At 73.4% G+C, this 13,953-nt stretch carries 10 protein-coding genes; 3 read left to right on the forward strand and 7 right to left on the reverse strand.

Going from position 1 to position 13,953, the window contains the following annotated elements; all coding sequences use genetic code 11:
- Positions 1 to 276: 276 nt before the first annotated feature.
- Entirely contained in the window at positions 277 to 1,866 is a 1,590-nt protein-coding gene (locus FLL47_RS15350) for a pectate lyase family protein (RefSeq protein WP_144121204.1), read from the forward strand.
- A 106-nt stretch (positions 1,867 to 1,972) separates the two neighbouring features.
- Here the strand turns inward: FLL47_RS15350 and FLL47_RS15355 are convergent, their stop codons facing one another.
- From FLL47_RS15355 to FLL47_RS15385, 7 genes are all read right to left on the reverse strand, one after another.
- Positions 1,973 to 2,566, reverse strand: a complete 594-nt coding sequence (locus FLL47_RS15355; RefSeq protein ID WP_144121205.1) for a neocarzinostatin apoprotein domain-containing protein — start codon at positions 2,564 to 2,566, stop codon at positions 1,973 to 1,975.
- Positions 2,567 to 2,577: 11 nt separating this feature from the next.
- Positions 2,578 to 5,373: an ABC transporter permease subunit gene (locus tag FLL47_RS44745; protein WP_144121206.1), complete on the reverse strand. Its 2,796-nt coding sequence runs from the start codon at positions 5,371 to 5,373 to the stop codon at positions 2,578 to 2,580.
- A complete protein-coding gene (locus FLL47_RS15365; protein WP_144121207.1) occupies positions 5,370 to 6,089 on the reverse strand; it encodes an ABC transporter ATP-binding protein in 720 nt (239 codons plus the stop codon). The genes FLL47_RS44745 and FLL47_RS15365 overlap by 4 nt, the downstream gene beginning before the upstream one ends.
- Positions 6,079 to 7,413 (reverse strand): type 1 periplasmic-binding domain-containing protein, encoded by a 1,335-nt coding sequence (locus tag FLL47_RS15370; RefSeq protein WP_144121208.1) that lies wholly within the window; start codon positions 7,411 to 7,413, stop codon positions 6,079 to 6,081. The genes FLL47_RS15365 and FLL47_RS15370 overlap by 11 nt, the downstream gene beginning before the upstream one ends.
- Before the next feature lie 3 nt (positions 7,414 to 7,416).
- Positions 7,417 to 8,496: a COG1361 family protein gene (locus FLL47_RS15375; RefSeq protein ID WP_144121209.1), complete on the reverse strand. Its 1,080-nt coding sequence runs from the start codon at positions 8,494 to 8,496 to the stop codon at positions 7,417 to 7,419.
- A gap of 47 nt (positions 8,497 to 8,543) precedes the next feature.
- The gene (locus FLL47_RS15380; RefSeq protein ID WP_144121210.1) at positions 8,544 to 9,488 is read right to left on the reverse strand and encodes a WxL protein peptidoglycan domain-containing protein; all 945 of its coding nucleotides are present in this window, start codon (positions 9,486 to 9,488) and stop codon (positions 8,544 to 8,546) included.
- Positions 9,489 to 9,561: 73 nt separating this feature from the next.
- Positions 9,562 to 11,217, reverse strand: a complete 1,656-nt coding sequence (locus FLL47_RS15385) for a WxL domain-containing protein (RefSeq protein WP_144121211.1) — start codon at positions 11,215 to 11,217, stop codon at positions 9,562 to 9,564.
- 210 nt (positions 11,218 to 11,427) lie between these two features.
- On the opposite strand from FLL47_RS15385, the gene FLL47_RS15390 reads away from it, so the two are divergent.
- Together FLL47_RS15390 and FLL47_RS15395 are read left to right on the forward strand one after the other, a co-directional pair.
- Positions 11,428 to 12,117, forward strand: coding sequence for a hypothetical protein (locus FLL47_RS15390; RefSeq protein ID WP_144121212.1), 690 nt, complete (start codon positions 11,428 to 11,430; stop codon positions 12,115 to 12,117).
- A 234-nt stretch (positions 12,118 to 12,351) separates the two neighbouring features.
- On the forward strand, positions 12,352 to 13,944 hold the full coding sequence (locus FLL47_RS15395; RefSeq protein ID WP_144121213.1) for an SDR family oxidoreductase: 1,593 nt from the start codon (positions 12,352 to 12,354) through the stop codon (positions 13,942 to 13,944).
- Positions 13,945 to 13,953 lie beyond the last annotated feature (9 nt).

Consider the following 13,953-nt stretch of genomic DNA (forward strand, 5'->3'; position numbering starts at 1 on the left):
TGACGCCCGACCGTCCCTGATCGGGCGGCTCCGGCTCGAGACGGGCACCCACCGCCCCGACGATTCGGCGCGGGCGCAGCCGCTGACGACCTCGAAGGTCCGGTCCAGGTCACGGCGGCACCGCCGACCAGATCCACATCGATGAGAGCACCCCCTCCCGGTCGATCCGCGACCTGCCCGGTGACAGGCGAAAGGCCCGCAGCCTCGCCGGTCCGCCGCGTCGACCCTCCGTACGAGCAGCGAGTCCTCGCGAACGAAGACGAAAGAGAGACGAAGATGAAACGACCAGTCACACGGCGACTTCTGGCGGCGCTGGCCACCACGGCCGCGGTGGCCGCGATCGGCGTGGCGCTGCAGGCGCCCCAGGCGTCGGCGGCAACCGGCGGCGTCACCGGCTTCGCCACCCAGAACGGCGGGACCACCGGCGGCGCGGGCGGCGCGACGGTGCAGGCCTCGACGGGGACCGCGATCCACACCGCCCTGTGCAACCGGGCGAGCAGCAGCACCCCGATCATCATCCAGGTCTCGGGGACCATCAACCACGGCAACACCACCAAGGTGTCGGGCTCCAGCTGCAACACCGCCGCTGACGTGATCGAGCTCAAGGAGATCAGCAACGTCACGATCATCGGGGTCGGCGGCGGCGCGACCTTCGACCAGCTGGGCATCCACATCCGGGACTCCAGCAACATCATCATCCAGAACGTGACGGTCCGGAACGTCAAGAAGTCGGGCTCGCCCCTGTCCAACGGCGGCGACGCCATCGGCATGGAGAGCACCGTCCGCAACGTCTGGGTCGACCACGTCACCCTGGAGGCCTCGGGCGGCGAGTCGGAGGGCTTCGACGGCCTCTTCGACATGAAGAACGACGTCGAGTACGTGACGCTGTCCTACAGCATCCTGCGCAACTCCGGCCGCGGCGGCCTCATCGGGTCCAGCGAGAGCGACACCGGCAACAGCTTCATCTCGTTCCACCACAACCTGTACAGCAACATCGACTCGCGTACGCCCCTGCTGCGCGGCGGCATCGCCCACATCTACAACAACAACTACGTGGGCCTCGTCGAGTCCGGCATCAACTCCCGGGCCGGGGCGCGTGCCAAGGTCGACAACAACTACTTCAAGAACTCCAAGGACGTGCTCGGCACGTTCTACACCAGCGAGGCCGGCTACTGGCAGGTCAGCGGCAACATCTTCGACAACGTGACCTGGTCGAGCCCGGGCACCGACACGAACCCCGCGGGCCCGAACGTGCAGTCCAACACCACCGTCAGCATCCCGTACTCCTACACCCTGGACGCGGCGAGCTGCGTGCCGAGCGTCGTCGCCGCGACGGCGGGCGCCAACAAGGGCCTGCAGGTGTCGAACGGCAGCTGTACGCCGGTGTCGCCGTCGGCGGGCCCGAGCAGCAGCCCCTCGCCGCGCCCGTCCGCGTCGGCGAGCACCGGCCCGTCGCCGCAGCCGTCGGCCTCGCCGACCAGCAGCCCGCCGCCGCCCAGCGGAACCAACCTGAGCCTCGCCTCCGACGCCGGTGCCGACGGCTCCAGCAAGGCCAGCGGCACCAGCTACGGCAACGTGAAGGACGGCAACCTGAGCACGTTCTGGTCGCCTGCCGGCGCTACCGGTGACATCTCGGTCAAGTGGAGTTCCGCCAAGTCGGTGTCCCGGATCATCATCCGTGAGGCGTCGGGCTCCGGCATCGGATCCTGGCAGCTGCTCAACGGCGCGACCGGCGCCGTGCTGAAGTCGGGCAGCGGCGCGGGCACCATCACCTTCACCGCCACCTCGACCACGAAGTTCACCCTCCGGATCACCAGCTCCACCGCCACGCCGAAGGTCGCCGAGTTCGAGACCTACGCCAGCTGACGCACCACTGCAGAAGGGGCGGGAGCCGTCGGCTCCCGCCCCTTCCCTGTCCGACCATCAGGTCCCTCTGCCTTTGGTGAACCACCGGCGCAGCAGGCCGCAGGCCTCAGCCCGTGACGGCCCGCCGACGGCGCGGCATCAGCAGCAGGAAGCCGATGCCGGGCAGGAGCAGCGCGGTGCCGGCCAGCACGATCACCCAGTGCTCGTCACCCGGCCCGGTCTTGGCCAGCGTGCCGGTCCCCGGTGAGGTCGTCTGCGGCGCGGGCGAGCTGCCGCCCGAGCCGCCGAACGAGATCTTCGTACTGGTGGCGTTGGCCTTCACGATCGCGTCCGAGGCCGACGACGGCAGGATCTGCGCCGCGATCACGCACGAGCGCTTGGTGCAGTCGAACGAGCCGAACTTCTTCGCCACCCGCAGCGTCACCGACGGGATCTTCCCGCTGGCGTCGGCGTTGACGAACTGCGCCCCGCCCGCGAGATTGCAGTCGGTCGGTCCCTTCACCTCGGCGATGCACTGCCCGATCGCGATCTGCTTGAGGTTCGCGGTGAACCCCGAGCCGTTGACCGTGATCGAGGCGCCGTCGCTCAGCCCGCTGGACTTGCTCAGCGTCAGCACCGGCTTCGCGACGGCCGGTGACGCGAACATCGGCACGGACACCGCCAGGACGGCGAGGACCGCGACCGCACGTGCTCTCCACATGGGAACCTCCTTCAGACGGGGGCACCGGAACGGTGCACCGCGGCGGCATCGGTGCCGAGGTACGCGGCGACGACGGCGGGATGGGTCCGGACCTGGTCGGGTGTGCCGTCGGCGATGACCCGGCCCCCGTCCATGGCGACCATCCGCGACGCGAGTCGCGACAGCAGCGGCAGGTCGTGCTCGATGACCAGCAGCGCCACCCCGAGTTCGCGGTTGACGCGCTGCAGCAGCTCCGCCAGCGCCACCCCGTCGGCCTGCGACACCCCCGACGACGGCTCGTCGAGCAGCAACAGGGACGGCTCCAGCGCGAGCAGGCAGGCCAGCTCGACGGTGCGGCGGGTGCCGGTGGACAGCTCGCCCACCGGCCGGTCGGCGTACGCGGCGAGCCCGAACAGGTCGAGCAGGTTTCCGGCCAGCGCCTCCTGCCGCCGCTGCGGGCCGCGGCCGCCGAGCGCGGCGGTCAGCAGGCCGGTCGGCGCGATCCGCTCCCCCGCGACGAGCAGCGACTCGCGTACGGTCAGCGTCGGGAACAGCCGGGCGTCCTGGAACGAGCGCACCAGACCCAGCCCGGCCCGCCGCTGCGGGCTCAGCGCGGTCACGTCGCGCCCGGCGAAGGCGACCTGCCCCTGGTCGGGCCGGGTGAACCCGGCGAGGATCTCGAACAGCGTGGTCTTGCCCGCCCCGTTGGGCCCGATGATGCCGACGACCTCCCCCGAGCCGACCGTGAGATCCACCCCGGCGACCGCCTGCACCCCACCGAACGACCGCGTGACGCCCCGCGCCTCCAGCAGCGTCCCCGGCCCCGCCGCCAGCGGCAACGTCCGCCGTGGCAGCGTCACGGCACGCGACGCCCCTGCGGCCGCTGACGCCCTGCCCTCATGATCGCTGTTTCGTGTCGGAACCTCGGGTGGGACCGCAGCTTTCGACACCAAACGGCGATCGACGTCCGCCCGCGACACCCGCGGCCGACCGGCCCGGCGCCCGCGCCCACCGGGCAGCCGCCCGACCAGGCGGGCCAGCGGCTCGCCCAGGCCGCCCGGCATCACGACGACCACGAGCAGCCAGCCCAGGGTCAGCGCGGCCTGGCCGAAGATGCCCAACTCCACCAGGCCGGGCAGGCCCACCAGCAGCAGCGCGCCGAGGATCGAGCCGCCGAGCAGACCGAGGCCGCCGACCACGGTCAGCGCGACCACGTCGATCCCGGCGACCGCCGGGAAGCTGTTCACGGTGACCTGCGTCTGGCCGTGTCCGATCACGACGCCGCCGAGCCCGGCCAGCGCGCCCGCGGCGGCGTACACCTGGAGTTTGCGCCGTGGCGCGGGCACGCCCAGCGCGCGGGCCGCGTCCTCGTTGTCGCGCAGCGCCAGCACCACCCGGCCGAAGCCGCCCGCCCGCAGCCGGTGCGCCAGCCACAGCGCGAGCATCAGCATCAGCAGCGCGAACAGGTAGTAGTCCTTGGCCAGTACCAGGGCGTATCCGGTCCAGACTGGTTTCGGGGCGCTCACCCCGTCGCCGAGCAGCCACGGCAACCGCAGCAGCCACGCCTCGGCGGCCAGCGCGAACGCCAGCGTCGTCGCAGCCAGCGCGATGCCGCGCAGGCGCAACGCGGGCAGACCCACCAGCACGGCCGACCCGGCTGCCGCCGCGCACCCGGCCACCGCCCCGGTGAAGAAGTTCCCGGTCGCCGCGGCCACGTGCAGCGACACCGCCGCGCCGATGCCCGCGAAGGCGAACTGGCCCAGCGACAGCTCCCCGGCCAGCCCGGTCACCAGCAGCACCGACAGGCCCACGACGGCGAACCCGGCCACGGTGGTCAGCGCCGAGGCGGTCTCGTTGGTGACCACGTACGCCGCTCCGGCGGCCAGCAGCAGGGCCGCTCCCGCGGTGACCCGCCCGGCCAGGGACGCCGGTGCGGGCACCGAGCGCGGCCAGCGTGCCTGCTCGCCGTCGCGGCGGCCGAGCTGCGGCTGGACCAGCAGCGCCACCAGGATGAACAGCGCCAGCGCCAGGGACACCCCGCCGCGGCCCGCGCCCATCGACAGCAGCACCTGCTCGCCGACGCCGACCCCGAGGCAGGCCGCGAACGCGATCGGCAGCGAGGCCATACGTGCCGCCACCGCCCCGGCGAGGCCGCGCAGCAGCAGTTCGGGCCCGAGGGTGTCGATCGACTGCGCGCCCTGGGCCGGGGTCACCAGGATCGCGGAGAACGCCGCGACGGCACCGGCGAGCGCCCAGGCGACCGTGGTCATCCGCGCCGCGGGGATGCCGTTGAGCTGTGCGGTGTCCGGCGCGTCCGCCCCGGCGCGCACCGCCAGGCCGAACCGGCTGCGCCGCAGGAACAGCGCCAGCCCGCCCAGCAGCAGCGGGGCCAGCAGCGCCATCGCGGTGAACGCGGGCCCGATCGGGGTGCGGCCGAGCGTGAACGACGGCAGGCCGGGCGGCTTCGGGAAGGTCAGGCCGTTCAGCCCCTGGCTGCTCACCAGCAGCGCAAGGATCAGCACGAACTGCGACAGCCCCAGCGTGGCGATCATCCCGGTGACCCCGGGGCGGCCGCGCAGGCGGCGTACGACGCCGACCTCGATCAGCGCGGAGACGCCCCCGGCGACCACCATGGCCAGCGGGAACGCCACCCAGTAGGGCACCCCGGCACCGGTGACCAGCTGGCTGAGCACGGCAGCGCCGAACACGCCGACGGAGCCGTGGGCGAAGTTGAGGAACCGGCTGGACCGGTAGACCAGCACCAGGCCCACCGCCAGCAGCCCGTAGGTGAGGCCGGTGAACAGGCCGAGGACGATCGGGTCGATCATGCGTGCCCGCCCAGCATCAGCGAGCGCACCAGTTCCGGCCGGGCGGCCAGGTCCTGCGGGCGGTGCTCGGCGGCGATGGCGCCCCGCTCCATGAAGCAGATCCGGTCGACCAGCGACAGCGCCACGTTCACCGACTGCTCGACGACCAGTACGGACACGCCGGTCCCGTTCAGCCGCCGCAGCATCTCCAGCAGGCCGCCGACCACGATCGGGGCCAGGCCGAGTGACAGCTCGTCGACGAGCAGCAGGCGCGGGCGCTGGATCAGCGCCTTGGCGAGCACCAGCATCTGCCGTTCGCCGCCGGACAGCGTCGAGGCGGGCTGGTGCACCCGCTGTGCCAGTCGCGGGAACACCGCGAGCGCGGCGTCCACGGCGTCGCGGGCCTGGGCAGCCGGCATGGCGTACCCGTGCAGGCGCAGGTTGTCGAGCACGGACAGCGAACCGAACGCGGCCTGGCCCACGACGGTCGCCAGACCCAGCCGCACCCGCCGCACGGCCGAGACAGCGGTGACGTCCGCGCCGAACAGCTCCACCCGGCCCGCCGTCGGCCGGTGCAGGCCGGACAGGACCCGCAGCAGCGTGGACTTGCCGACCCCGTTGGGGCCGCACAGGCCCACCATCTCGCCGGGCGCGACCCGCAGATCCACCCCGAACAGCACCTGCACCGGGCCGTAGGAGCAGTCGATCCCGGTGGCCGAGAGCGCGTCAGCCGGCAAAGCGCACCTCCTCGCCGCGATAGCCGAAGCAGGCACAACCCGTGTCGTACGCCAGCACCCGGTAGCCGTTGCCCGCCGCGCGCCGGTCCCCGCCGAGCAGCCCTCGGGTGCCCGCGGCCGGGGTGAACCGGTCCCCGAGCGCGGACGCCGCCTGCGCGAACGCGGCCGCGTTGAGGTTCGCGCCCAGGTCCTTCGCCGCGGCGTGCAGCAGCAGCGCGGCGTCGCAGTAGGTGAACGCGACCCGGGCGTTCTCCCTGGTCTTGAAGCTCTGCCCGCCCTTGGCGAAGATGTCCAGGCAGGCCCGCTCGGCGTCGCCGCCCGGAAACGACAGTTTGCTGTCGGGCACGTCCTGGCTCGGGTTGAAGCCGATGCCGACCATGCCGTCCAGGGCCGCGACCGGGATCGTGCCGGGGTTGTTCACCAGGAACGCCGGGTTGTCGAAACTGGACACCGCGTAGCGCGCGGTGTAGCTCTGCGCGGCGGCCGTGGTCAAGAAGAACGACGCCAGCCGCGCTCCGCCGAGGAACAGCACCCGGGCGACGCCGCGGCTGCGGAAGTCGACGACGGCCTGGTTGAGCCCGGCGTTCAAGGTGCCCAGGTCGGTGGTGTCGACCCAGGCGACGGTGGGCGCGACGCCGAGCTTTCGCAGCTCCGGCTCGGCGAGCCGCTCGTAGACAGCGCGGTTGACCGGGGTGTCCGCGGCGACCACGCCCACCGTGTCGGTGCCGGTGAAGAAGCCCGCACCGTTCAGCGAGGACAGCAGCGCCTCGACGAACTCGTCGTAGCCCGGATAGCTCGCTGACCACAGGTAGGGCGACAGCCGCGCGTACGTGGCCTCGTCGTTGGGGACCAGGGTCGCGTCGAGCATCAGCGTGCCGCGCGAGGCGTAGCAGGGCCGGGCGTTGGACTGGAACTGCCCGGTCAGCACCACCGCGAACGCCTTGTCGTCCTGGGTGACCTGGTTGCACAGCTTCTCCTCGGCGGCCGGGGAGTCGTTGCTTGCCTCGTACGAGCGGAACACCGCCTGCAGCCGCCGCCCGGCGATGCCGCCGTTCGCGTTGACGTGCTCCTCCAGGGCCTTGACCTGTGCGGCGAGGTCACCGGCGTCGGCCGTGCGGAAGCCCAGCGTGCTGCCGGTGGTGCCCAGGTCGACGCCGACGAAGACCACCTTCACGGTGCTGTCGGTGACACCGGGTCCGGTGCCGGTCAGCGTCACCGGCGGCCCCTGGTCGAACGCACCGGGCATGACGGCCGAGCAGCCGGTGAACGCCACCGCCGCCACCACCGCCGCGGCCGCGGCGCGCAGCGCCGTCGATCTGTCCACGGGTCACCCTCTTTCGCGAGTGGCAAGGTATGCGTCCAGCGCCTCGAGATCGACGACCGCGGCCGGCTGCTGCGGCCCGCGTTCCAGCAGGCGGCGCACTTCGTCGGGGGCGAGCTGCCCGCCCGCGAAGCGGCGCATCCGGCCCGCGCCGGGCGCGTCGTCGAAGACGAGGTACGCCCCGAGGTCGGGCACCCGCACCACGGCGGGCAGCAGCATCGGCCCGTCCACGGCGAGCGCCGCACCGGCGGCACGGGCCCGGCGACGGCGCACCAGCCGCAGCACCCCGAACCCGATCAGCGCGACGCCGACGACGTTGAGCAGCACCAACCCCCACGGGTACGCCTGGTGCACCGCCTTCGCCCGGCCCAGCCCGCCCAGCTCGGCGGTGACCGGGTAGGCCCCGAACGCCGCGAACGGGATGGTGACCGCGACCTCGTACGTGCGGGTCTGGCCGGGGCGCAGCTCGCCGGCGGCCGGGGTGGGCACGGCGTCTGCCCCGTTGCCGACGCGCACGGTCAGCCGCGCGCCGGTCAGCGTCTGCGCACCCGCGTTGCGCACCGTGTAGACCAGGGTGCGGTGCTGCGGTCCGCCGAACCAGGCCGACACCGACCCGCCGCCGGTGAGCCGGGCCTCGACCACGTCGACCCGGGCCTGGGTGCGCGCGGGCACCGGCACGGGACCGGTCGGGTGGCCGGAGACCTCCAGCGGCGTGTCCACGTGCCCGCTCTCGCCGGTGCCGACCGCCGCCGCGTGCACCACGCACGGGCAGGGCCGGGGCGGCTCGCCGACGGTGAGCACGACGGAAAAGGTGCCGTCCGGTTTCACAGCGGTCGCCAGCGCGCCGCGCATGTCACAGGACGCCGACCCGGCCAGCGCCAGCTCACCGCAGGTGACCAGTTGCACCAGCCGGCCAGCGGGCCAGTTCGCGCCGGTGACCCGCAGGGTATCGCCGGGCCGGGCCTTCGGCGCGGACAGCGTCACACTCCACCCGTCGGCGTGCGCGGGAACCGGCATCGCGAGCAGGGCCAGCATCGCGAGCAGGGCGGCAGTCAGGCGACGGCCCGCTCCCGAACTCGCGATCACCGGCAAGCCGGTCCGCCATGCGGGCGCAGCCGTCGCGCCTGGGCGGCTCATGCCAGGCCTCGCGGGCGCAGGCGGCGGGCCCGGCGACGACGCGCGGCCGGCAGGAGCGCTGCAGCGATGAGCAGGCTGAGCACGCCGATCGCGGGCAGTACGCCGGTGACCGTGGTCGTCGACTCGGTGGCGCTCACGCCACCCTCGGCGGTGACGGTGACCGTGGTGGTGACGACGTCGACCGGCCACGTGCCGCGCAGCGCCGCCCGCAGCCGGGTGCGCGCGCCGGGCACGAGGTCGAGCTGCGAGCCGGGCCCGGCCGCGGTGACGGCGTGTCCGAACAGGCCGGACGACGTCACGGTGATGGCGGGCAGCAGGTGGATGTTGCCGGTGTTGGCCAGCGTGTAGGTCAGCTCGCCGGAGTCGGCTGCCAGGTCCTCGACGGCCAGGCCCGGCACGGTCGGGCCGCTGACGCGGAGGTAGACCCGTGCGGCCACGGCGTGGGTGACGCCGACGGTCATGCCGCCCTCGGCGAGCTGCCCGCTGGGCGTGGACTCGGCCGCGACGACGCCGCCGACGTGGTCGCCGGGCGGGGCGTTGGCCGGGACGGTGATGGTGAACGGGATGTCGGCCTGGCGCTTGGCGGGCACGACGACCTCGGCCAGGCCCAGTTGCGTCCAGGCGCCGATCCCCTGCTGCCGCTCGGCCTGCGGGCGCAGCCCGAACCCGCCGTCGGCGCTGGTGTTGAAGGCGTCCGCGCCGTACAGGCGCAGGGCCATCGGGCGGTCGGTCAGGTTCGCCACGCGCACCGAGTCGACGACGGTGCGGCCGGGCGGCGACTCCAGGAAGAAGTACTGCCGTGGGGCGGGTCCGGGCTTGTCCGGCGGGGTGGGCACGACCGCCCAGCGCCCGTTGCCCGCGGCGTGGGCGGGGACCGGCGCCGTGACGGCGAGCAGTGCGGCGGCGAGCGCCACCGCGGCCGTACGCGACCAGATGGCCATCAGCCTCTCCCCGGGTGGTGGGATACAGGGGGCCGGTGGGGACGGATAGCGCCCGCCCCCACCGGTTCCCGCCTCAGCTCAGCGTGATCGTGAGCGTCGCGGTGTACGAGCCGGCCGGCTGGTGTGCCGGCACGGTCAGGGCGAGCGCCGCGGAGGCGTCGAAGCTGCCGCCGGTGCCCGCCGCGTCGGCCGGAGCCGAGCACAGCGTGGCGCCGTCCACCGGACCCGCCGAGCCCGCTGCCGCGGTGGCGGCGTTGGTCGCGCCGGCGGTGCCGGCGCAGGCGGGGGTCCAGGACAGGTTCGCCTTCGGGATGGTGCCGCCGGGGGTGCCGGTGAAGTCGGTGAGCGTGCCGACCAGGCTCCAGCCGAAGGTGCTGCCGCGGTAGTCCGTCACCGTGATGACCGGCAGCGATCCGGTGCTGGTGTGGACCGTGCCGTCGAGCGTGACGCCCGACAGCGTGATGTTTCCGCTGCCCGCCGCGCGGGCCATCGCGAGGTTGCCCGCGGTGACGGTCTGCGACAGGTGGTACGTCAGCGAACAGGACCCGGTGGTCGCCGCGCCGGTCTTCGCGTTGCAGGCGTCGGCCGAGACCGCCCAGTTCGCGATGGCGAAGAGAGTGCCGCGGCCCACGCCCGACGACGCGCCGAGGTACGCGGTCGCGGGGTCGTCGACGGTGTAGGTGGTGCTGATGCCGCCGGCGGCCGAGGCCGTGATGCTCACGGGTGCGTCCCCGGTCGGATTCGGCGGCGGGGGTCCGGCCAGCGCCTGGTAGCCGCGGATGGCCACCGTGCTGCCCGGGTTCCAGTTCGTGCCGGTCACCGCGACCGAGGTGCCCGCGCCGCCGCCACCAGGGTTGATGGAGATGGTCGGGGTGCCCAGGATGGTGATCGGCGCGAGGACGGTGTTGACGCCGTCGGAGACCGCGATGCTGCGGACCCCGGTGGTGGCGCCGGCCGGCACGGCGATGGTGCCCGTCCCGGCGCCCGACCCGTTGGTGCTGCCCGTGCCGGAGCCCTCGCCCGTGCCCGCGCCCACGCCGTCCCGGAGGGACGCGGTGAGCGTGGCGTTCGGCGCGAGGCCGGTCACCGCGAAGGTCGCGGTGTCACCGGCGCGGGCGTGCGTGGTGACGGTCTGCCCGGACACCGCGGTCACGGTGGCCGAACCGTCGAACACGCTGAACGCCTCGACGATCGTGCTGGCCTGGGGTGCGGCCCTGTGGTCGCGATCCCCTGCGGCGGAGCAGTACGTCGCCGCGGTGGTGTTGGCGAACTTGACCTGCGTCACCGTGGCGGTGGCCGCGCCGGCCGGTCCGGCGACGAAGGTGCCCCTCGCCGTGATCGCGCCGAGCGGCGTGTACGGATCCTTGGCCGACGTCGGGTACGGCGCCAGGTTCAGCGTCACCGTGCCCGACTGCGAGCCGCCGAGTGCCACCGTGGCGACCACCGGTACGTCGCCGGCGGCCAACGGGGCGGGCCCGTTGAGCGGTCCGGCGGCGGCCGTGAGCGTGACGGTCACGGTCTGCCCGGGTGCCGGCGTGGCCGGTGCCAGGGTCAGTCCGAACGTGTCGCTCCAGGTGGTCGGTGACGAGCCGGTGCCCGTGTCGCCGAAGTAGAGCCGGCAGCCCAGCGAATTCGCTGTCGGTCCGTACGCCTGTGCCGGGGCCTCGATCAGACCCAGCGCGGCGACGACAGCGATGCTGCTGGTGACGACCGCCCACTTACTTCGCATGGAACCTCCCTTCTCCCTCTGTTTCGCTAGACGAAACAACGTTCTCGCCAGCGATACGTCAATGAAGTCAGCGGGGAACCGGCTTGTCAACCGTCCGTCCGGAGATGTTTACGAGCGTCATGGGAAACCCTTGCGCCATCAGGGGCGCGAGGAATAACTTTCCCTCTGACGAAACGGTGTTCCCACCTACGAAACACCAGGGCGGCCCAGATGATCTCAACGTTGATGGCGTCCATCGCGGTATGCATGCTGATCCTGGCCGGGCTGGCGGCGCGTCGCCGGTCCGCGGCGGGACCCGCTGCGGCGCTCGTCGCGGTGATCTGCGTGGGCCTCGCCTACGACAGCGGGGCCGTCGCGATCGGACGGCTGCTCGGCTTCGGCTCGGCCCTGGAGGCCGTCAACGCGCCGCGCTTCTGGATCCACGCGGTGTTCACGCCGCTGCTCATCGTGGCCGCCGCGGCCCTGGCCGCCCGGCTCGGCGTCACCGCGCTGGCCCGGCGGGCCGTGCGAATAGCCGGTGGCGTCCTGGTCACCGCGCTGATCGCGCTCGGCGTCGCCGACGACATCATCGCACTGCGCCTGGAACCACGCGGGTATGCCGACACCCTGCGCTACGGCAACGCCGCCACGGCCGGCCCGCCCATTCCGGCGATCGTCACCATGGTCGTGCTCGTGGTGATCGGCGTCCTGGTCTGGCGGGTCGCCCGCTTCCCCTGGCTGTGCCTGGGCGCGCTCGCCATGTTCGCCGCCGCGGCGGCCGGGGCCGCCCACTTCTGGCTCGGCAACGTCGGCGAGCTGCTGCTGCAGCTGGCGGTAGTCGCCACGGTGGCGCGAGCGGCCCGCGCCGGTGCCGACCCCGCCCTGCCCCAACCGTCGCAGCCGCCACTGCAACCCGCCTGATCCCGGCCGCGCCCGGCCCGCGCGGCAGCACTGCGCGCTCCCGCGTGTCTCACCCGGGGGCGGCTGTCGCGGCGAGACATGTGCCGCTGCGCGCTGTCGCGTTTCGGGACGCTCTTGCGTCCCGAAACGGGCACCGCTCCGGCGCACTGTTCTTCTCGCGGGCGAAGCGCGACGAATCGACGCAGCATTCGCCGCGCGGATCCGCAAAAAGGTCGAAGTCCGTAGAATTCAGGCATGTCACGGCGAGCGTCAGGGCGGCGGGCACGGGTTCTGGTGACCGGGGCGACCGGGTACATCGGCGGGCGGCTCGCGCCGCGGCTGATCGAGGCCGGGCACCACGTCCGCTGTCTGACCAGGTCGGCAGGTCGGCTGCGGGACGTGCCGTGGGCGCGCGGGGCGGAGATCGTCGAGGCGGACGTGCTCGACCTGGACGCCACCCGCGACGCGCTGGACGGCATCGACACGGCCTACTACCTGGTCCACTCGCTCGGCTCGCCGCGGTTCGAGGACGTCGACCGCCGGGCCGCGCACACCTTCGCCGAGGCCGCACGCCAGGCCGGAGTGAAGCGCATCGTCTACCTCGGCGGCCCGGAGCCGCATGCCACCCCCGGTGGTGAGCCCGCCTCCGCCCACCTGCGCTCCCGTGACGAGGTGGCGAGCCTGCTGGCCGCGTCCGGGGTGCCCACCGTGACGCTGCGGGCGGCGGTGATCATCGGCTCCGGCTCCGCCTCGTTCGAGATGCTGCGCTACCTCACCGAGCGGCTGCCGGTCATGGTCACCCCGCGCTGGGTCGGCACCCGCATCCAGCCCATCGCCGTCCGCGACGTGCTGCACTACCTGGTCGCCTGGGCGAGCGTGCCGGGCGAGGTGAGCCGCTCCTTCGACATCGGCGGCCCCGACGTGCTCACCTACCGCCAGATGATGGACCGGTACGCCCGCATCGCCGGGCTGCGCCCGCGTGTCATCGTGCCGGTCGGCGTGCTCACGCCCTGGCTGAGCTCGCAGTGGGTCAACCTGGTCACGCCGGTGCCCGGCGCGATCGCCAAACCGCTGGTGGCCAGCCTCATCCACGAGGCGGTCTGCCGGGAGCACGACATCGTGCGGTTCGTGCCCGACCCGCCGGAAGGGCTCAAGGGCTTCGACGAGGCGGTGGAGCTGGCGCTGGCGAAGATCCGCGACGCCGAGGTGGAGACCCGCTGGTCGACCGCCACCTGGACGGGCGCGCCGGCCGAACCGCTGCCCACCGACCCGGACTGGTCGGGCGGCAGCGTGTACATCGACCACAAGACCCGCCGGGTGCACGCGCCGCCGGACGCGCTGTGGAACGTCATCATCCGCATCGGCGGCGAGACCGGCTGGTACTCCTCGCCCCTGGCCTGGGTGCTGCGCGGCTGGCTCGACCGGGTGATCGGCGGGGTCGGGCTGCGCCGGGGACGGCGCGACCCGGTGGAGATCTACGTCGGGGAGGCGCTGGACTTCTGGCGGGTCGAGGAGATCGAGCACGGGCGCCTGCTGCGGCTGCGGGCGGAGATGCTGCTGCCCGGCCGCGCCTGGCTGGAGCTGCGGGTGGACCACGACCTGCTGAGCCCGGCGCACGTCTGCCGATACGACCAGCGGGCCGTGTTCATCCCGCAAGGGCTGGCCGGGCACCTGTACTGGCAGTGCATCTCACCGTTCCACCACTTCATCTTCGGCGGCATGGCCCGCAACATCGCCCGCGCCGCGGAGCGGGCCGCCTCGCCCGCGGAGCCGACGCCTCCGCCGGTCCGGGCGCTGTCGCCCACCCGGGTCCGCGCCGACCCCGCCCCGTCCGGCTCCGGCCCGTAGCGGGCCGCG

The organism is Catellatospora sichuanensis (genome assembly GCF_007483665.1).
Classification (GTDB): Bacteria; Actinomycetota; Actinomycetes; order Mycobacteriales; family Micromonosporaceae; genus Catellatospora; species Catellatospora sichuanensis.